This is a genomic window from Micromonospora sp. SD12, from assembly GCF_052068495.1.
Classification (GTDB): Bacteria; Actinomycetota; Actinomycetes; order Mycobacteriales; family Micromonosporaceae; genus Micromonospora; species Micromonospora echinofusca.
In genome coordinates, this window is record NZ_JBQHDF010000005.1 from 1 (window position 1) to 18,824 (window position 18,824).

The 18,824-nt window shown below is 70.0% G+C and carries 16 protein-coding genes, 3 tRNA genes and 1 pseudogene; 19 read left to right on the forward strand and 1 reads right to left on the reverse strand.

From position 1 onward, the window contains the following. Window positions 1-79: pseudogene (locus tag ACTMS2_RS12185) on the reverse strand (endonuclease/exonuclease/phosphatase family protein); the annotation flags it as partial. 463 nt (window positions 80-542) lie between these two features. Between ACTMS2_RS12185 and ACTMS2_RS12190 the strand changes: the two are divergent. The 19 genes from ACTMS2_RS12190 (at window position 543) to ACTMS2_RS12280 (ending at window position 18,814) form a co-directional block, all read left to right on the forward strand. Next, window positions 543-668 carry a hypothetical protein gene (locus tag ACTMS2_RS12190; RefSeq protein WP_357972642.1) on the forward strand — a complete coding sequence of 42 codons (126 nt, stop codon included), beginning with the start codon at window positions 543-545 and terminating at the stop codon, window positions 666-668. A gap of 51 nt (window positions 669-719) precedes the next feature. After that, window positions 720-3,248 carry a putative bifunctional diguanylate cyclase/phosphodiesterase gene (locus tag ACTMS2_RS12195; protein WP_441175498.1) on the forward strand — a complete coding sequence of 843 codons (2,529 nt, stop codon included), beginning with the start codon at window positions 720-722 and terminating at the stop codon, window positions 3,246-3,248. A 96-nt stretch (window positions 3,249-3,344) separates the two neighbouring features. Next, window positions 3,345-3,417 (forward strand) — tRNA-Thr (locus ACTMS2_RS12200). A 25-nt stretch (window positions 3,418-3,442) separates the two neighbouring features. Beyond that, window positions 3,443-3,515: transfer RNA gene (locus ACTMS2_RS12205), tRNA-Met, on the forward strand. A 132-nt stretch (window positions 3,516-3,647) separates the two neighbouring features. Continuing rightward, window positions 3,648-3,815 (forward strand): 50S ribosomal protein L33, encoded by a 168-nt coding sequence (rpmG, locus tag ACTMS2_RS12210; RefSeq protein WP_013288652.1) that lies wholly within the window; start codon window positions 3,648-3,650, stop codon window positions 3,813-3,815. A 127-nt stretch (window positions 3,816-3,942) separates the two neighbouring features. After that, window positions 3,943-4,389 carry a MaoC family dehydratase N-terminal domain-containing protein gene (locus tag ACTMS2_RS12215; protein ID WP_101412807.1) on the forward strand — a complete coding sequence of 149 codons (447 nt, stop codon included), beginning with the start codon at window positions 3,943-3,945 and terminating at the stop codon, window positions 4,387-4,389. 1 nt (window position 4,390) lies between these two features. Continuing rightward, complete coding sequence (locus tag ACTMS2_RS12220; protein ID WP_088998336.1) at window positions 4,391-4,783, forward strand: MaoC family dehydratase; 393 nt, start codon at window positions 4,391-4,393, stop codon at window positions 4,781-4,783. Between the two features lie 128 nt (window positions 4,784-4,911). Beyond that, window positions 4,912-4,984, forward strand: a tRNA-Trp gene (locus tag ACTMS2_RS12225). A 214-nt stretch (window positions 4,985-5,198) separates the two neighbouring features. Next, window positions 5,199-5,591, forward strand: coding sequence for a preprotein translocase subunit SecE (gene secE, locus ACTMS2_RS12230; RefSeq protein ID WP_441175499.1), 393 nt, complete (start codon window positions 5,199-5,201; stop codon window positions 5,589-5,591). Window positions 5,592-5,629: 38 nt separating this feature from the next. After that, window positions 5,630-6,352, forward strand: coding sequence for a transcription termination/antitermination protein NusG (gene nusG, locus ACTMS2_RS12235; RefSeq protein ID WP_088998338.1), 723 nt, complete (start codon window positions 5,630-5,632; stop codon window positions 6,350-6,352). A 184-nt stretch (window positions 6,353-6,536) separates the two neighbouring features. After that, a complete protein-coding gene (gene rplK / locus ACTMS2_RS12240; protein WP_088998339.1) occupies window positions 6,537-6,968 on the forward strand; it encodes a 50S ribosomal protein L11 in 432 nt (143 codons plus the stop codon). Between the two features lie 80 nt (window positions 6,969-7,048). Next, window positions 7,049-7,765, forward strand: coding sequence for a 50S ribosomal protein L1 (gene rplA / locus ACTMS2_RS12245; RefSeq protein ID WP_088998340.1), 717 nt, complete (start codon window positions 7,049-7,051; stop codon window positions 7,763-7,765). A gap of 77 nt (window positions 7,766-7,842) precedes the next feature. Further along, window positions 7,843-8,664 (forward strand): ATP-binding cassette domain-containing protein, encoded by an 822-nt coding sequence (locus ACTMS2_RS12250; RefSeq protein WP_441175500.1) that lies wholly within the window; start codon window positions 7,843-7,845, stop codon window positions 8,662-8,664. Beyond that, window positions 8,661-9,350, forward strand: coding sequence for a hypothetical protein (locus tag ACTMS2_RS12255; protein ID WP_441175501.1), 690 nt, complete (start codon window positions 8,661-8,663; stop codon window positions 9,348-9,350). Before ACTMS2_RS12250 ends, ACTMS2_RS12255 begins: the two co-directional genes overlap by 4 nt. A 2-nt stretch (window positions 9,351-9,352) precedes the next feature. Further along, on the forward strand, window positions 9,353-9,490 hold the full coding sequence (locus ACTMS2_RS12260; protein WP_441175502.1) for a hypothetical protein: 138 nt from the start codon (window positions 9,353-9,355) through the stop codon (window positions 9,488-9,490). Window positions 9,491-9,859: 369 nt separating this feature from the next. Then, a complete protein-coding gene (rplJ, locus tag ACTMS2_RS12265; RefSeq protein WP_088998343.1) occupies window positions 9,860-10,405 on the forward strand; it encodes a 50S ribosomal protein L10 in 546 nt (181 codons plus the stop codon). A 54-nt stretch (window positions 10,406-10,459) separates the two neighbouring features. After that, window positions 10,460-10,843: a 50S ribosomal protein L7/L12 gene (rplL, locus tag ACTMS2_RS12270; protein ID WP_132230897.1), complete on the forward strand. Its 384-nt coding sequence runs from the start codon at window positions 10,460-10,462 to the stop codon at window positions 10,841-10,843. 571 nt (window positions 10,844-11,414) lie between these two features. Next, the gene (gene rpoB / locus ACTMS2_RS12275; RefSeq protein WP_088998345.1) at window positions 11,415-14,846 is read left to right on the forward strand and encodes a DNA-directed RNA polymerase subunit beta; all 3,432 of its coding nucleotides are present in this window, start codon (window positions 11,415-11,417) and stop codon (window positions 14,844-14,846) included. Between the two features lie 80 nt (window positions 14,847-14,926). Continuing rightward, window positions 14,927-18,814 carry a DNA-directed RNA polymerase subunit beta' gene (locus ACTMS2_RS12280; protein WP_151453324.1) on the forward strand — a complete coding sequence of 1,296 codons (3,888 nt, stop codon included), beginning with the start codon at window positions 14,927-14,929 and terminating at the stop codon, window positions 18,812-18,814. Window positions 18,815-18,824: the final 10 nt, after the last annotated feature.

Consider the following 18,824-nt stretch of genomic DNA (forward strand, 5'->3'; position numbering starts at 1 on the left):
TCGCCACGGCGGCGTCGGTCAGCCCGCGCGCCACGGTCGCCCAGGCCGGCCCGTCCGGGCCCTCGTTCAGGTCGGCGACGGCGCCACCGGGGCGGCCTGCGGCGATGCCCGCGACGCGATCGACAGCACCGTGCACACCGGCTCCCGCGGCCAGGCCGGGCGGCCGGTGCCTGTCCCGTCCGCGCACGAGGTCTGTCGGGCCGCCGGCAGAAGCTGTGGCATGCTGGCGCAGAACGAGTATGGTGGTCGATGTCCGGTCAAGTTTCCCTCGGCGGGGGGTCGCCGACGGTGGTGGTGGGTACGTCTGGACTCCCGGGCCTTCCCCCAATTGCGTGGAAGGTCGCAATCCGCAATGTGCGAAGTGCACGGTGGCCGCTCAGCCCCGTGATCAGGGCTCGGTCGGGGCGGCCCGGTGGCCGAACGGCGCAACGTCGTCGACGCTCGGTCCGGCGGTACGCGCACCGCTTTTCTGGGTACCTGCCTTGTGGCACGATCGTGGAACCTCCACCATCCCCGTGAGACTTCCCCCGACAGGAGCAAACATGTCTGGTCGAAGGCTGGGCCGGCTGCTTGGCTCGCTTTTCGCACTCGCCGCCCTCGCGAGCGGCGTGATGATTGGTGACTTCCAGACCGCCGACATCATCTGGAACATGCCCGCACCTCGCTGAGCAACCACCGCTCGATGACGTGAGACCGGCGGGCCGGTAAGGGGGCACGGGATGGCGGGTCGTGGCCCCACCGGCCCCCGCTCGACTGAATACGCGTGGCTGATCACCGGGCCGTTGGCCCTGATCGCCATCGTCTGCACGACGGCGGTCGGCCTCGTGGCACCGCAGCCGTTCGGCGGGTGGTCGCTCGCGCTGCCACTCCTCGTGGCCATGGTGGCCGCCGGGCTTCCGGTGCTGAACTTCACCGTCCGGCGGCAGTCCCTCGGCGTGACTCTGACCGAGATCCCGCTGGTCCTCGCGTTCTACCTCGTCGAACCGCTGACGGTCGTCGTGATCTACACGGTCGCGTCGGCGGCGACCCACCTGCGGCACCGGTTCGGCGCGACGAAGTTCTGGTTCAACGTGGGCCGGGCGGCCGCGGGTTCGTCGCTGGCCGTCCTCGTGCTCGAGGCGTTGCCGCCCGTCGAGGGCGTCGGCCCGGCAACCTGGCTCAAGCTGTCCCTCGCGGCCAGCATGGTCAACCTGTTGAGCCTCGCCTCGGTCGCCGGCGTGCACACGCTGTTGCAGGGCTGGCAGGCGGGTCGGGGCACGCTCCGGCAGTCGCCGCCCGCGCTCCTGGCCGCGATGATCAACATTGCCAGCGGCATGATCGTCGTCATCCTCATCGCGGCCACCTGGTGGTCGCTGCTGCTGCTCGGGGCCCTCCTCGTCGCGCTGGCCCTCGTCTACCGGGCGTACGCGCAGTTCTTCCGGCAGCACCGCACCCTCACCGACATGTACGAGCTGAGCCGCGCGGTCAGCGAGAGCGGCGAGTACGGCACCCTGCCCGACGCCCTCCTGGGCCGCGTGCGCGCGCTGATGCAGGCGGAGTACGCGACGCTCTGGCTACCCGCTCAGGGCAGGCACCCCGAGGTGCTGCTGACCGCCCGCAACGACGCCCCCGGTCTGCTCGACTTCGCCAAGACCCCGGTCGTCCTGCGGGAGCGGGCCCGGGACGCGGGCCGCACCGTGGCCGTCGGCCGGGGGCTCACGACCGACGGCGACCTGCGCGCCCCGCTGTCGGCGCACCGGGTCAAGGACGTCATCGTCCTTCCCCTGCGCTCCGGTCAGGCCGTCATCGGGACGCTGGAGGTGGCCAACCGGCTGGGGGACAGCAACTACTTCGTCCGCACCGACGTGCCGCTCTTCGAGACGGTGGCGGCGCACGCGGCGGTGGCACTGGAGAATTCGCGGCTGGTCGACCGGCTCCGGCACGACGCCAGCCACGACACGCTCACCCGGCTGCCCAACCGGCGGCGGATCACGGGCGCGCTGGAGGAGGCCGTCAAGATCCGGGCACCCGGCGAGGTCGTGGCCCTGCTGCTGTTCGACGTCGACCGGCTGCGCCAGGTCAACGAGTCGCTCGGGCACGCCGCCGGCGACAAGGTCCTGGTGGAGGTCGCCAACCGGCTGCGTGCCTGCGTACCCTCGTCGGCCCTGGTCGGACGGGCCGGCGGGGACGAGTTCCTGGTCACGCTGCGGCTGGAGAGCGCGGAGGCGGCGGTGGAGTTGGCCGCGCAGCTGCGCGAGCAGATCCGCGACGAGATGGTCTTCGACGCGCTCACCCTCGACGTGGACACGGCCGTCGGTGTCGCCGTGCATCCCGACCACGGCAGCGACGCGGCGTCCCTCCTGCAACGGGTGGACCTGGCGGCGACGGCGGCCAAGTCCGTGCCGGGCAGCGTGCAGCTGTTCAGCCCGGCGCTGGAGTCGCGGTCGCTGCGGCGGCTCGGCCTCGCCGGCGACCTGCGGCGGGCCCTGGACGACGGCGAGCTGGAGGTCTACTTCCAGCCCAAGGTGACGCTGCGCGACCGTCGGCTGGTCGGCGTGGAGTGCCTCGCCCGCTGGGAGCACCCGGCGCACGGCACGGTCGCGCCGGAGGACTTCGTGGCGGTGGCCGAGCACACCGGCCAGCTCGGCCGGTTCACCGAGCTCGTGCTCCGGGAGGGGCTGCGGCGCAGCCGGGACTGGACGCACGCCGGCCAGCCGCTCGCCGTCGCGGTCAACCTCTCCGCCCGTACGCTCACCGACCAGCACTTCCCGGCCCGCGTCAAGGAGCTGCTCGACGAGTACGGCGTGCCGCCGCAGCTGCTCACGCTGGAGATCAAGGAGGCCGGGGTGCTGGACGGCACCGACCGGCCCATCCCGACCCTGCGGCGGCTGCGGGACCTCGGCGTACGGCTGTCGGTGGACGACTTCGGCACCGGCGACTCGTCCCTGGCCCACCTGCGCCGGCTGCCGGTGCACGAGGTGAAGGTCGACCGCTCGTTCGTGCAGGGCATGGCGACGGACCCGGGCGACCTGGCGATCGTCAACGCGGTGGTCACGCTATCCCAGCAGTTCGGCCTGGCCGTGGTCGCCGAGGGCGTGGAGAGCGAGCTGACGCTGGAACTGCTCCAGGACATCGGCTGCGAGATCGGCCAGGGATTCCTGTTCAGCCGCCCGCTGCCGTACGAGCGGCTGGAGGCCTGGTTCGGCGCCCAGGTGGACCCGGAGACGATCTCACCGGGGGAGCTGCCCCGGCTGCGGGCCGTGCCCTGATCTGCGGAAACGCCCTGGTAGGGGATCCGATTTCATCTCCGCCGCGCGGCCGTGTAATGTATCCCCTGCGCGTCACCCCCCGGGGAGATCGCGCAGGCCCCCTTAGCTCAGTCGGCAGAGCGTCTCCATGGTAAGGAGAAGGTCTACGGTTCGATTCCGTAAGGGGGCTCAGAGGGTCCGGCTGGACCCGCCACGGCGGTGTAGCTCAGATGGCAGAGCAAGCGGCTCATAATCGCTGTGTCGCCGGTTCAAGTCCGGCCACCGCTACTCTCGTCCACCGGGCCAGCTCCCGGCGGTCGGTGGGATGGGCGCCACAGGCGCCCACTTTGCATGTCCGCGCCGTCAGCGCGTAGGCTGATGCGCCGTAGTTGTTACCCGTAGCGAGGAAGGCACTCCGCCGTGGCGAAGGCGACCGATGTCCGGCCGAAGATCACTTTGGCGTGTGTGGAGTGCAAGGAGCGCAACTACATCACGCGCAAGAACCGTCGTAACGACCCCGACCGCATCGAGCTGAAGAAGTTCTGCCCGCGGGACGGCAAGCACACGGTCCACCGCGAGACCCGCTGACCCACGGCCGGCTCCGCCGGCCCGGTCCTCAGGCACTTCCCGATCGCCGGTCCGTAGGGACGGCGCGGCTCTGGCCGCCGCCGACCGTACGGACCGGCGATCGGCGTATGCGTGTAGGTTCGCGGGCATGTCCCTGGACCCGTCCTTCGTCGGCCGGACGTATCCGCCGACCGCCCCCTACCAGGTGGGCAGAGAAAAGATCCGCGAGTTCGCCACGGCGATCGGCGCCGCCGATCCGGCCCACCACGACCCGGCGGCCGCCCGTGCGCTGGGCCACCCGGACGTGGTCGCCCCGCCGACCTTCCCCATCGTGTTGACCCTGGCGGCCAACCAGCAGATCATCGACGACCCGGATCTCGGCGTCGACTACAGCCGTGTCGTCCACGGCGACCAGCGCTTCGCCTACACCCGTCCCGTGGTGGCGGGCGACGAGCTGGTCTGCGTCAGCGTCATCGACGACGTCAGCAGCCGTGGCGGGCACGGCTTCCTGACCACCCGCACCGAGGTCGCCACCGCGGCCGGTGAGCCGGTGGTCACGGTCTGGTCGAAGCTCGTCGTACGTGGGGAGGGCTGAGATGGAGCTGCCAACCAGGACGTTCCGGGTGACGCGCGCGGACCTGGTCCGCTACGCCGGCGCCTCCGGGGACTTCAACCCGATCCACTGGAGCGACCGGACCGCGACGAAGGTGGGTCTGCCGGGGGTGATCGCCCACGGCATGTTCACCATGGCGCTGGTGGGCCGCGCGGTGGCGGAGTGGGCCGGGGCGCCCGACGCGATCGTCGACTACAACGTGCGTTTCACCCGGCCGGTGGTCGTCCCCGACGACGACGAGGGCACCGAGATCGAGGTCTCGGCAAAGGTCCGGGAGGTCACCGAGGACGGCCTGACCAGGCTCGACGTGACCGCCGTGTGCGGTGGCGAGAAGGTGCTGTCGCAGGCGCGGGCGACCGTCCGGACGGCCCGCTGACCAGGCTCCCGACGCGCGAGGGGCAGACCGGTTGGGAAAGTCGTGCCGCTACCCGTACACTGGTCCGCCGTGGGGCAAGTAACCCCTGCACGGTCGTGCGTGACCGGGTGGGGAGAGCATTGCCGCACAGGGGTGTAGCTCAATTGGCAGAGCAGCGGTCTCCAAAACCGCAGGCTGCAGGTTCAAGTCCTGTCACCCCTGCGCCTCAGGCCTGACCGTTCCCGTGGGTCGCGCCGCCGTTTGGCGGCGTCCGGCCCGTGGTGGTGGCATCGGCGGGGTGGCTCCGAGGCATTCGGGCCCTCCCGGCTGATCCGCCGGCCGCGGCCCGTCGCGGGACGGTTGGTCCGGCCGGCGTGACCAAGCGCCGCGCACGCCCGACAGCGTGCGACCCCGACATCCCGCGACGGAGGGCGAAGTGGCCGACAAGAAGCGGCGCGGCGAGGACGCCGGCGACGACCGTCTGCACGACGAGGTCGTCGACGACGTGGCCGACGACGACGCCACCGACGCGGAGGAGCCGGTTTCCCGCGGCGGCACCGTGACGCGGTCGCGGGCGAAGGCGGATTCGGCGGACAGCAAGCCGAAGACCAAGGCGGAAACCGACCGGGTCGGTCTGTTCGGCCGCATCGCCCGATTCATCCGCGAGGTCGTGGCGGAACTGCGTAAGGTCATCTGGCCGACCCGCAAGGAGCTGCTGACCTACACGGCCGTGGTGGTCGCCTTCGTCGCGGTGATGCTGACGATCGTGGCCGGCCTTGACTTCGCCTTCGCGAAGGGCGTGCTGTGGGTCTTCGGCAACCCCAGCTGACCGGCCGACTGAGCCGATAGTGACGGAAGTGAGCGAGCGTGCCTGAGTACGACGAGACCGCCGAGACCACGGACGAGCAGTCCACGGTGGCGACGGCGGCTGGTGACGAGTCGGTCGAGGCCGCCAGCGAGCCGGAGTTCCCCACCACCGAGCCCGCGCCGGACGAGGACTACGACCCGGTCGCCGAGCTGCGGCAGAAGCTGCGCTACGCGCCGGGCGACTGGTACGTGGTGCACTCGTACGCCGGCTACGAGAACAAGGTCAAGACCAACCTCGAGACCCGGATCACGAGCCTCGACATGGAGGACTACATCTACCAGGTCGAGGTGCCGACCCGGGAAGAGGTGGAGGTCAAGAACGGGAAGCGGTCGCAGATCCAGGCCAAGGTCTTCCCGGGCTACATCCTCGTCCGGATGGAGCTGACCGCCGAGTCCTACTCCTGCGTTCGCAACACGCCGGGCGTCACCGGCTTCGTGGGCGCCACGGACCGGGCCGACCGGCCGGCCCCGCTCTCCCTCGACGAGGTGCTGAAGTGGCTGGCGCCGGCGGTCGAGACCGAGCAGAAGAAGGCCAAGCCCGAGATCAAGGTCCTCGACTTCGAGGTCGGCGACTCGGTCACCGTCACCGACGGCGCCTTCGCCTCGCTGCCGGCGACGATCAGTGAGATCAACGCCGACCAGCAGAAGCTCAAGGTGCTGGTGTCGATCTTCGGCCGCGAGACGCCGGTGGAGCTGAACTTCAACCAGGTCGCCAAGATCTGACGTCCGGAGCGCCGGCGGTGGGCAGCGGCCCGCCGCCGGCGCACCCGTTCCGCCCTCCCGCCCGACCTCGGCGCAGGCGACGGCGGGACGCTGCGCTACTCTAGAACGTCGCCGCTGTCGCATCGCGCTGACCGTGCGCGCCCGCGGCCGGCACCTTTCCCAGTTTCAAGCCCCAGGAAGAGACATGCCTCCGAAGAAGAAGCTCGTCAAGACGTTCACGCTTCAGCTGCCGGCGGGCCAGGCCACTCCGGCGCCGCCGGTCGGCCCCGCGCTCGGCCAGCACGGCGTGAACATCATGGAGTTCTGCAAGTCCTACAACGCGCAGACCGAGTCCCAGCGGGGCGACATCGTCCCCGCCGAGATCAGCGTCTACGAGGACCGCAGCTTCACCTTCGTGCTGAAGACCCCGCCCGCCGCCCGGCTGCTGATCAAGGCCGCCGGTGTGCAGAAGGGCTCGGGCGTCCCGCACAAGGAGAAGGTCGGCTCGGTCAGCCGCGCCCAGCTGCGTGAGATCGCCGAGAAGAAGATGGCCGACCTCAACGCCAACGACATCGACCAGGCTGAGAAGATCATCGCCGGCACCGCCCGGTCGATGGGCCTCAACGTCACCGACTGACCTCGGTAACCACCAGATCCAGTTCGTGGGAGGGCGCGCGGACCCCGCGGCCCGCCATAGACCACAGGAGTACGCAGAAAATGCAGCGCAGCAAGAGCTACCGCAAGGCCGCCGAGGTCATCGACCGGTCGAAGCTCTACACCCCCGCCGAGGCCGTGAAGCTGGCCAAGGACACCACCACCGCCAAGTTCGACGCCACGGTCGAGGTCGCCATGCGCCTCGGCGTCGACCCCCGCAAGGCGGACCAGATGGTCCGTGGCGTGGTCAACCTGCCGCACGGCACCGGTAAGACCGCCCGCGTGATCGTCTTCGCCGCCGGCGCGAAGGCCGAGGAGGCCGTCGCCGCCGGTGCGGACGAGGTGGGCACCGACGAGTTGGTCGCCCGCATCCAGGGCGGTTGGCTCGACTTCGACGCGGCGATCGCCACGCCGGACCAGATGGCCAAGATCGGTCGGATCGCGCGGATCCTGGGCCCGCGCGGTCTCATGCCGAACCCGAAGACCGGCACGGTGACCATGGACGTCACCAAGGCCGTCTCGGACATCAAGGGCGGTAAGATCACCTTCCGGGTGGACAAGCACTCCAACCTGCACCTGATCATCGGCAAGGCCTCGTTCTCCGAGTCCCAGCTGATCGACAACTACGCGGCGGTCCTCGACGAGGTCCTGCGGGCCAAGCCGTCCGCCGCGAAGGGCAAGTACCTCAAGAAGGTCACCCTCACCACCACCATGGGCCCGGGCGTCCCGGTCGACCCCAACGTGGTGAAGAACCTGCAGGAGGCCTCGGCCGAGGGCTGATCCTCAAGCACCCGTGACGGGGCGTCGCCACATCGTGGCGGCGCCCCGTTCCGTGTCCGTTGTGGCATGCTCGGCCGGTGCGCCTGGAGAACGTCTGGCTGCGCTACCGGCGGCGGGGACCGTGGGTGCTGCGGGAAGCCGCGGTGCGGGTCGGCCCCGGTGAGGTCGTGGTCGTGCTCGGTCGCAACGGCGTGGGCAAGTCGACCCTGCTCCAGGTGGCGGCCGGGGTGCTGCGGCCGAGCCGGGGGCGGGTGACCGGTCGACCCCGGCAGGTCGGGTGGGTGCCGGAGCGCTTCCCGGCCGACCAGCCGTTCACCGTCGCGCACTACCTGACCGCCATGGGCCGGGTCGCCGGCCTCGACCCGGCCGCCACCGCCCACGCGGTCGACCACTGGACGTCCCGGCTGGGCCTGGCCGGGTTCCACCGCGTCCGGCTGCCGGAGCTGTCCAAGGGCACCGCCCAGAAGGTCGGCCTGGCCCAGGCGATGCTGCGTACGCCCGGCCTGCTGGTGCTCGACGAACCGTGGGAGGGCCTCGACGCCGCGACCCGGGACCTGGTCCCCGCGCTGATCGACGAGGTGGCCACGGCGGGCGGTTCGGTGCTGGTCAGCGACCACCGTGGCGAGATCGCCCGGCTGCCCGGCGCCCGCCGCTGGACGGTGGCGGACGGCACGGTCACCGAGGCCGCGCCGTCGGCGGACGCGCCGCTCGCTGTGGTCGAGGTCGCGGTCCCGGCCGCGCGGGTCGAGGGCACCGTCGCCCGGTTGCGCGCCGAGGGCCACCGGATCGTCGGCGTACGCCGGCCCGCCGCGCCCGCCCCCGACGGGCCGTTGCCGGGGGCCGTGGACGCCGTGGGGGCCCCGGAGGCCACGGGCGGGACCACCGGAGGGTCGTCGTGACCGCGCTGCTCCGGCTGCGGCTGGCGGGCTTCCTGCGTACGGGACGCGCGTTGGCCCCGGTGCTGGCCGGCCTGGTGGCGCTCGGCGTCCTCTACGGCGGCGGGCGGGCACAGCCGGGGGAGGCGTACGGCGTCTCGGCGGTGGTGCTCTTCCCGGTGCTCGCGTGGCAGACCAAGGTGCTGCTGGACGTCGAGCCGGACGTGCAGCGCCGGCTGGCCCAGGCACTCGTCGGGGTACGCCGGGAGCGGCTGGCGGGGCTGCTGGCGGCCGGCGTGGCCGGGCTCGGCACGGTGGCCGTCGCGCTGGTCTTCCCGTGGCTCGTCGGCGGGGTCGCCGGCCCGGTCGAGCCGGGCGACCGGTCGGTGCCGGTGGGCGTCGCCGTCGGGCTGTGGGCGCACCTGCTGGCCGTACCCGCGGCGGTGGCGCTCGGGGCGCTGGCCAGCCGCGCGTCGACGGGCAGCGCCGGCTACGGCGTCGCGGTGCTCGCGCTCGGCGGGGTCGGCGCGGTCGTGCTCGGCCTGGGCGGGTCCGTGGCGCCGTGGCTGGCGCCGCCGGTGATGGCGACCGCGCGGGCCGCCGCCGACGGGCTGGCCGCGTCGACCGTGGTGCTGCACACCGCCTGGGCGGCGGCCTGGAGCGCGGCGGCCGGCGCCGCCTACCTGTGGCGGCGGCGCTTCCGGCCCTGACGGTGCCGGCCCTGACGGTGCCGGCCCTGACGGTGCCGGCCCTGACGGTGCCGGCCCTGACGGTGCCGGCCCTGACCGTGCCGGCCCTGACACCGATGCCGGCCCTGACCGAGGCCGGCGCGTCCGGTTCGTGGGCGTGACCGGCGTGGGCCCGCCGCCGCTCGGGGAAGCCGGGGTGGCCGCTCCGGGGCGGGTCGGGTGACCAGGGCCACGTCGGGGGCGATTTGGTGGTCGTGGGGGTCCTCGCGTAACCTGGGCCGCGAAGTTCCACCCAGAGACCGCTGGTCACCGTGCCCCGGCACGGTCGAAGGTCCCGCGACTACGGGCGACCCGCGCAGGGCGGTAAGCGAAAATCGGTGCTGAGCATGGTCCGCCGACCGTGTCCTTGTGCCGGCCCTCGCCCCGTGCGCCCTGCGCCGGGGCTTTTCTCGTTGTCGTGGCGCCTGCGCCCCCGTCGAAAGCTCCGGCCGACGACGGTGACCGGCCTCGAGTAACGAGAGAGGAGGGACATGGCGGACAAGCCGATCCGGGCCGACAAGGCCACGGCCGTCGCTGAGCTGACCGAGAGCTTCCGCAACGCGGGTGCCACGGTGCTGACCGAGTACCGCGGTCTGACGGTTTCCCAGCTCACGCAGCTGCGGCGCTCGTTGGGTCAGGAGACCAGCTACACGGTCGCGAAGAACACGCTCGCGAAGCGTGCCGCGACTGACGCTGGCATTTCCGGCCTCGACGAGATGTTCACCGGTCCTACCGCGCTGACTTTCGTTTCGGGCGACGTCGTCGAGGCGGCGAAGGGGCTTCGCGACTTCGCGAAGGCCAACCCGAAGCTCGTCATCAAGGGCGGTGTCTTCGAGGGCAGGGCCATCACCGCGGCCGAGGTCACGAAGCTCGCCGACCTGGAGTCCCGCGAGGTGCTGCTGGCCAAGCTGGCCGGCGCGATGAAGGGCAACCTGAGCAAGGCCGCGGCCCTGTTCCAGGCCCCGCTGTCGAAGACCGCCCGCCTGGCGGCCGCCCTGCAGGACAAGCGCGAGAAGGAGGGCGCCGAGGCGGCCTGAGGCCCCGCGGCGCACCCAGTTCTTACCTAACAGATTCAGGAAAGGACGCCAGACATGGCGAAGCTCAGCACCGACGAGCTGCTCGACGCGTTCAAGGAGATGACGCTGATCGAGCTCTCCGAGTTCGTGAAGCAGTTCGAGGAGACCTTCGAGGTCACCGCCGCGGCTCCGGTCGCCGTCGCCGGCCCGGCCGGCCCGGCCGCCGCCGCCCCGGTCGAGGAGGAGAAGGACGAGTTCGACGTCATCCTCGAGGCCGACGGTGGCAAGAAGATCCAGGTCATCAAGGTCGTGCGCGAGCTGACCGGCCTGGGCCTCAAGGAGGCCAAGGACCTGGTCGAGGCCGCTCCGAAGGCCGTCCTGGAGAAGGCCAACAAGGAGACCGCCGAGAAGGCGAAGACCAAGCTCGAGGGCGAGGGCGCCAAGGTCACCCTCAAGTGACCTGACGCACCACCAGGCGCGCGTCCGGCTCGGGTGAGCCGGGGCACACGCGTCACGGCGGGCGGTGATCCGACACTGGATCGCCGCCCGCCGTCTTGGTGGATCCGGCGGCAGGCGCGGTGAGCAGGGCGTGGGCACTCCGAAGCGGTCGGTTGCCGCGCCCCGGCGGTAGCCCGTGGGTGGGAAAGAAGCAGCGACCCGGATGCCGGGCCTTGACGCGGCCCCGGGCTGACAGGCACGCTGACACAGCAAGACCTTCCGCGCTTGCAACGGCCACCACTTGGGTAATGGCAGCGGCGACACCGTCGGCTGCGACACCTGAGCGGCCCGGCAGGAACGTCGCGTTCCGAGCGGCCCGGTGAGACCCTGTTCGAGGGGTCCCGAGGCACGTTCCGCGACGACCTGCGGGGTGGGCTGGACAGCGGTTAGCCTCTCGGCTACACTGCTAGTTTGCGCTGCCTTCCGACTTGACCCCTGCTCGGAAATGTCCGTTTACGGATATTTCTGGTGGGGTCATTGGAGTGCACGCGTACCAGCCGTTATGCAGCACCGGTCCTCGGAAGGACGCATCTTGGCAGCTTCCCGCCCTGCGAAGACCAGTCGTACGTCGAGCGCATTCGCTCCCCGCCGAGTTTCATTCGGCAGGATCACCGAACACCTCGAGGTCCCCAACCTCCTCGCCATTCAGAACGAGTCCTTCGACTGGCTCGTCGGCAACGAGGCTTGGCAGGGCCGGTCGGCGGACGACCCGCACGCACGCTCGGGTCTCGCGGAGATCCTCGACGAGATCAGTCCCATTGAGGACTTCTCCGGCACCATGTCGCTCTCCTTCTCGGCTCCGCGCTTCGACGAGGTCAAGGCCTCGATCGAGGAGTGCAAGGAGAAGGACCTGACCTACTGCGCCCCGCTGTTCGTGACCGCGGAGTTCACCAACAACACCACCGGCGAGATCAAGAGCCAGACGGTGTTCATGGGTGACTTCCCGATGATGACGCCGAAGGGCACCTTCATCATCAACGGCACCGAGCGCGTCGTGGTCAGCCAGCTCGTCCGTTCGCCGGGCGTCTACTTCGACAAGCAGCCGGACAAGACCTCCGACCGCGACCTCACCAGCGTCAAGGTCATCCCCAGCCGGGGTGCCTGGCTCGAGTTCGACATCGACAAGCGCGACACGGTCGGCGTCCGCATCGACCGCAAGCGCCGGCAGGCCGTCACGGTCCTGCTCAAGGCCGTCGGTTGGTCGGCCGAGCGGATCCGCGAGCGGTTCGGCTGGTCCGAGCTGATGATGACCACGCTCGAGAAGGACCACATCGCCGGCGCGGACGAGGCGTTGCTCGACATCTACCGGAAGCTCCGCCCTGGCGAGCCGCCGACGCGCGAGAACGCCCAGACCCTGCTCGACAACCTCTTCTTCAACCCGAAGCGGTACGACGTCGCCAAGGTCGGTCGTTACAAGTTCAACAAGAAGCTCGAGCTGGAGGTGCCGATCACGACCGGCACCCTGACCGAGGACGACATCGTCGCCACCGTGGAGTACCTCTGCCGGCTGCACGCCGGTGAGGACGGCTACGAGGCCGACGACATCGACCACTTCGGCAACCGGCGCCTGCGTACCGTGGGCGAGCTGATCCAGAACCAGGTCCGGGTCGGTCTGTCCCGGATGGAGCGCGTCGTCCGCGAGCGGATGACGACCCAGGACGTCGAGGCGATCACGCCGCAGACCCTGATCAACATCCGTCCCGTGGTGGCGGCGATCAAGGAGTTCTTCGGCACGTCGCAGCTGTCCCAGTTCATGGACCAGACCAACCCGCTGGCGGGTCTGACCCACCGGCGCCGGCTGAGCGCGCTCGGCCCGGGTGGTCTGTCCCGGGAGCGGGCCGGCTTCGAGGTCCGCGACGTACACCCGTCCCACTACGGCCGGATGTGCCCGATCGAGACGCCCGAAGGCCCGAACATCGGTCTGATCGGCGCGCTGTCCACCTTCGCCCGGGTCAACCCGTTCGGCTTCATCGAGACGCCGTACCGGAAGGTCGTCGACGGTCGGGTCACCGACCAGATCGACTACCTGACCGCGGACGAGGAGGACCGGTTCGTCAAGGCGCAGGCGAACGCGCCGCTGAAGGCGGACGGCACGTTCGCCGAGGACCGCGTCCTGGTGCGTCGTAAGGGCGGCGAGACCGAGGACGTCGCGCCGTCGGCCGTGGACTACATGGACGTCTCGCCGCGGCAGATGACCTCGGTCGCGACCGCGATGATCCCGTTCCTCGAGCACGACGACGCCAACCGCGCGCTGATGGGCGCGAACATGCAGCGCCAGGCGGTGCCGCTGGTCAAGGCCGAGTCCCCGCTCGTCGGCACCGGCATGGAATACCGTGCCGCGGTCGACGCCGGTGACGTGGTCGTCGCCGAGGTCGGTGGCGTCATCGAGGACCTCTGCGCCGACTACATCACGATCCACCAGGACGACGGCCACCGCCGCACGTACCTGCTGCACAAGTTCCGCCGCTCCAACGCCGGCTCCTGCGTCAACCAGAAGCCGGTCGTCTTCGAGGGCGACCGCGTCGAGGCCGGCCAGGTCATCGCCGACGGTCCCTGCACCGACGAGGGCGAGATGGCGCTCGGGCGCAACCTGCTCGTGGCGTTCATGTGCTGGGAGGGCCACAACTACGAGGACGCGATCATCCTGTCGCAGCGCCTCGTGCAGCAGGACGTCCTCACCTCGATCCACATCGAGGAGCACGAGGTCGACGCGCGGGACACCAAGCTCGGCCCGGAGGAGATCACCCGCGACATCCCGAACGTCAGCGAGGAGATGCTCGCCGACCTCGACGAGCGAGGCATCATCCGGATCGGCGCCGAGGTCGTCCCCGGCGACATCCTGGTCGGCAAGGTCACGCCCAAGGGTGAGACCGAGCTGACCCCGGAGGAGCGGCTGCTCCGCGCGATCTTCGGTGAGAAGGCGCGCGAGGTCCGGGACACCTCGCTGAAGGTGCCGCACGGCGAGACCGGCACGGTCATCGGTGTGCGTACCTTCTCCCGCGAGGACGGCGACGAGCTGCCCCCGGGCGTCAACGAGCTGGTCCGGGTCTACGTCGCCCAGAAGCGGAAGATCCAGGACGGCGACAAGCTCGCCGGCCGGCACGGCAACAAGGGCGTCATCTCCAAGATCCTGCCGATCGAGGACATGCCGTTCCTGGAGGACGGCACCCCCGTCGACATCGTGCTCAACCCGCTGGGTGTGCCGTCCCGGATGAACATCGGCCAGGTGCTGGAGACGCACCTCGGCTGGGTGGCGAAGACGGGCTGGAGCGTCGACGGCGACGACGCCGAGTGGAAGCGCCAGCTGCGCTCCATCGAGGCGCACGAGTCCGAGCCGGACACCAACGTGGCCACGCCGGTCTTCGACGGTGCCCGCGAGGAGGAGATCTCCGGCCTGCTGTCGTCGACCCTGCCCAACCGGGACGGCAAGCAGCTGATCGGTTCCACCGGCAAGGCGCAGCTGTTCGACGGCCGCTCCGGCGAGCCGCTGCCGGACCCGATCGCGGTCGGCTACATCTACATCCTGAAGCTCAACCACCTGGTCGACGACAAGATCCACGCCCGGTCGACCGGTCCGTACTCGATGATCACGCAGCAGCCGCTGGGTGGTAAGGCGCAGTTCGGTGGCCAGCGCTTCGGCGAGATGGAGTGCTGGGCGATGCAGGCGTACGGCGCCGCCTACGCCCTGCAGGAGCTGTTGACGATCAAGTCCGACGACGTCCTCGGCCGGGTGAAGGTCTACGAGGCCATCGTCAAGGGCGAGAACATCCCGGAGCCGGGCATCCCGGAGTCGTTCAAGGTGCTGCTCAAGGAGCTCCAGTCGCTGTGCCTCAACGTCGAGGTGCTCTCCAGCGACGGTGTGGCCCTGGAGATGCGCGAGACCGACGACGAGGTGTTCCGCGCTGCGGAGGAGCTGGGCATCGACCTGTCCCGGCGCGAGCCGAGCTCGGTCGAAGAGGTCTGAGGTGGTGGTTCGGGGCAGGGTCACCCTGCCCCGGACCCCGCCGGTTAGCTAGCAGTACAGACGACGACATAGGGGACATAGTGCTCGACGTCAACTTCTTCGACGAGCTGCGCATCGGCCTCGCCACCGCTGACGACATCCGTCAGTGGTCGCACGGTGAGGTCAAGAAGCCTGAGACGATCAACTACCGCACCCTGAAGCCGGAAAAGGACGGGCTCTTCTGCGAGAAGATCTTCGGTCCGCAGCGGGACTGGGAGTGCTACTGCGGTAAGTACAAGCGGGTCCGGTTCAAGGGCATCATCTGCGAGCGCTGCGGCGTCGAGGTGACCCGGTCGAAGGTCCGCCGTGAGCGGATGGGGCACATCGAGCTCGCCGCTCCGGTGACCCACATCTGGTACTTCAAGGGCGTGCCGAGCCGGCTGGGCTACCTGCTGGACCTCGCCCCCAAGGACCTCGAAAAGATCATCTACTTCGCCTCGTACGTCGTGACGAGCGTGGACGCCGAGTCGCGTCACCGTGACCTCTCGACGATCGAGAACGAGATCCTGGCCGAGAAGCGGCAGGCCGAGAACAGCCGCGACTCGGAGATCGAGAAGCGGGCCACCAAGCTCGAGGCCGACCTGGCCGAGCTGGAGGCCGAGGGTGCCAAGGCGGACGTCCGGCGCAAGGTCAAGGAGGGCGGAGAGCGCGAGATGCGCCAGATCCGCGACCGGGCCCAGCGCGAGATCGACCGCCTCGACGAGGTGCTGGACACCTTCCGCAAGCTGGAGCCGAAGCAGCTCGTCACCGACGAGCTGCTCTACCGCGAGCTGCGCGACCGCTTCGGCGAGTACTTCACCGGCGGCATGGGCGCCGAGGCCATCAAGGCGCTGGTCCAGAACATGGACCTCGACGCCGAGGCCGAGAACCTGCGCGAGACCATCCGCTCCGGCAAGGGGCAGCGGAAGATCCGGGCGCTCAAGCGGCTCAAGGTCGTCGCGGCGTTCCTGAACACCCGCAACTCGCCGCTCGGCATGGTGCTCGACTGCGTGCCGGTCATCCCGCCGGACCTGCGCCCGATGGTGCAGCTCGACGGTGGCCGCTTCGCGACCTCCGACCTGAACGACCTGTACCGCCGAGTGATCAACCGGAACAACCGCCTCAAGCGGCTGATCGACCTCGGCGCGCCCGAGATCATCGTCAACAACGAGAAGCGGATGCTCCAGGAGGCCGTCGACGCGCTGTTCGACAACGGCCGCCGCGGCCGGCCGGTCACCGGGCCGGGCAACCGCCCGCTGAAGTCGCTCTCCGACATGCTCAAGGGCAAGCAGGGCCGGTTCCGGCAGAACCTGCTCGGCAAGCGCGTCGACTACTCCGGCCGTTCCGTCATCGTCGTCGGCCCGAAGCTCAAGCTGCACCAGTGCGGCCTGCCCAAGCAGATGGCGCTGGAGCTGTTCAAGCCGTTCGTGATGAAGCGGCTGGTCGACCTCAACCACGCGCAGAACATCAAGTCCGCCAAGCGGATGGTCGAGCGGCAGCGTCCGGTCGTGTGGGACGTGCTGGAAGAGGTCATCGGCGAGCACCCGGTGCTGCTGAACCGGGCGCCGACCCTGCACCGCCTGGGCATCCAGGCCTTCGAGCCGCAGCTCGTCGAGGGCAAGGCCATCCAGATCCACCCGCTGGTCTGCACCGCGTTCAACGCCGACTTCGACGGTGACCAGATGGCGGTGCACGTGCCGCTGTCCGCCGAGGCCCAGGCCGAGGCGCGGATCCTGATGCTGTCGTCGAACAACATCCTCAAGCCGGCCGACGGCAAGCCCGTCACCATGCCCACCCAGGACATGGTCATCGGCCTCTACCACCTCACCCACCTCACCGCGGGCGAGAAGGGCGAGGGCCGGGCGTTCAGCTCGGACGCCGAGGCGCGGATGGCGTACGACAACGGCGAGCTGCACCTCCAGGCCCCGGTGAAGATCCGCCTGCGGGGCGTGGTCGGGGTCGACAACGGTGCCGGCGCCGAGGCGTGGACCGCCCCGGAGGGCTGGGTCGAGGGCGAGCCGCTGACCGTGGAGACGACCCTCGGTCGGGTGCTGTTCAACGAGACGCTGCCGCAGGGCTACCGCTTCGTGAACTACGAGATCCGCAAGGGTCAGCTCTCCGCGATCGTCAACGACCTCGCCGAGCGCTTCCCCAAGGTGGCGCTGGCCGCCACCCTGGACGGGCTCAAGGAGGCCGGCTTCCACTGGGCCACCTGGTCCGGCGTGACGATCGGCATGGAGGATGTCATCGCCCCGCCGCGCAAGCGGGAGATCCTGGAGCGGTACGAGAAGGAAGCCGACCAGATCGACAAGCAGTACCAGCGCGGTCTGATGACCCCGGAGGAGCGTCGCGGCGAGCTCATCCAGATCTGGACCAAGGCGACCAACGAGGTCGCCAAGGAGATGGACACCGCCCTGCCGCAGGAGAACCCGCTGTGGAAGATGATCAACTCGGGCGCCCGCGGTAACCTCCTCCAGCTCCGGCAGATCGCGGCGATCCGTGGTCTGGTGGCCAACCCGAAGGGCGAGATCATCCCGCGGCCGATCAAGGCCAGCTACCGGGAGGGTCTGTCCGTGCTGGAGTACTTCATCTCCACGCACGGTGCCCGCAAGGGTCTCGCGGACACCGCCCTGCGTACCGCCGACTCGGGTTACCTGACCCGTCGTCTGGTGGACGTCTCGCAGGACGTCATCATCCGCGAGGAGGACTGCGGCACCGACCGCGCCATCCCGATGCAGATCGGCGAGCGGATCGACGGCAAGCTGGTCGTGCACGAGCACGCCGAGACCAGCGTGCACGCCCGGACGCTGGCCGACGACATCAAGGGGCCGGACGGCGTCGTCGTCGCCGAGCGGGGTCAGGACATCAACTCGATCCTGGTCGACAAGATCGTCGCCGCCGGGACGGAGACGGTCCGGGTGCGCAGCGTGCTCACCTGCGAGTCGAAGCTGGGCGTCTGCGGTGCGTGCTACGGCCGCTCGCTGCCGACCGGCAAGACCGTGGACGTCGGCGAGGCGGTCGGCATCATCGCCGCCCAGTCGATCGGTGAGCCGGGTACGCAGCTGACGATGCGTACCTTCCACACCGGTGGTGTCGCGGGTGAGGACATCACCCAGGGTCTGCCCCGTGTGCAGGAGATCTTCGAGGCCCGGGTCCCGAAGGGTAAGGCGCCCATCGCCGACACCCCGGGTCGGATCCGGATCGAGGACGGCGAGCGTTCGCGGAAGATCATCGTGGTGCCGGACGACGGCAGCGACGAGATCGTCTACGACAAGATCTCCAAGCGGGTCCGCCTGCGTACCCACGACGGCGGTCACGTCGCGGTCGGCGAGAAGCTGACCGAGGGCACCATCGACCCGCACGAGCTTCTGCGGATCATGGGTCCGCGGGCGGTCCAGGTCCACCTGACCAGTGAGGTCCAGGAGGTCTACCGCTCGCAGGGTGTGCTCATCCACGACAAGCACATCGAGATCATCATCCGCCAGATGCTCAAGCGGGTGACGGTCATCGACTCCGGCTCGACCGAGTTCCTGCCGGGCGTGCTGGTCGACCGGGCGCTGTTCGAGTCGGAGAACCGCCGACTCGTCTCCGAGGGCGGCGAGCCCGCCGCCGGCCGTCCGGTGCTGATGGGTATCACCAAGGCCTCGCTGGCCACCGACTCCTGGCTCTCGGCGGCCTCCTTCCAGGAGACCACCCGGGTGCTGACCGACGCGGCGATCAACTCGCGTAGCGACTCGCTCGTCGGCCTCAAGGAGAACGTGATCATCGGTAAGCTCATCCCGGCCGGTACGGGCATCAGCAAGTACCGCAACGTCCGGGTCGAGCCGACCGAGGAGGCGAAGGCCAAGGTCTACTCGATGACCGGCTACCCCGAGACCGACTACGGCTTCGGCCCGGCCAGCGGCCAGGCCGTTCCGCTGGACGACTTCGACTTCGGGTCGTACCGCTAGGCAGCATGAT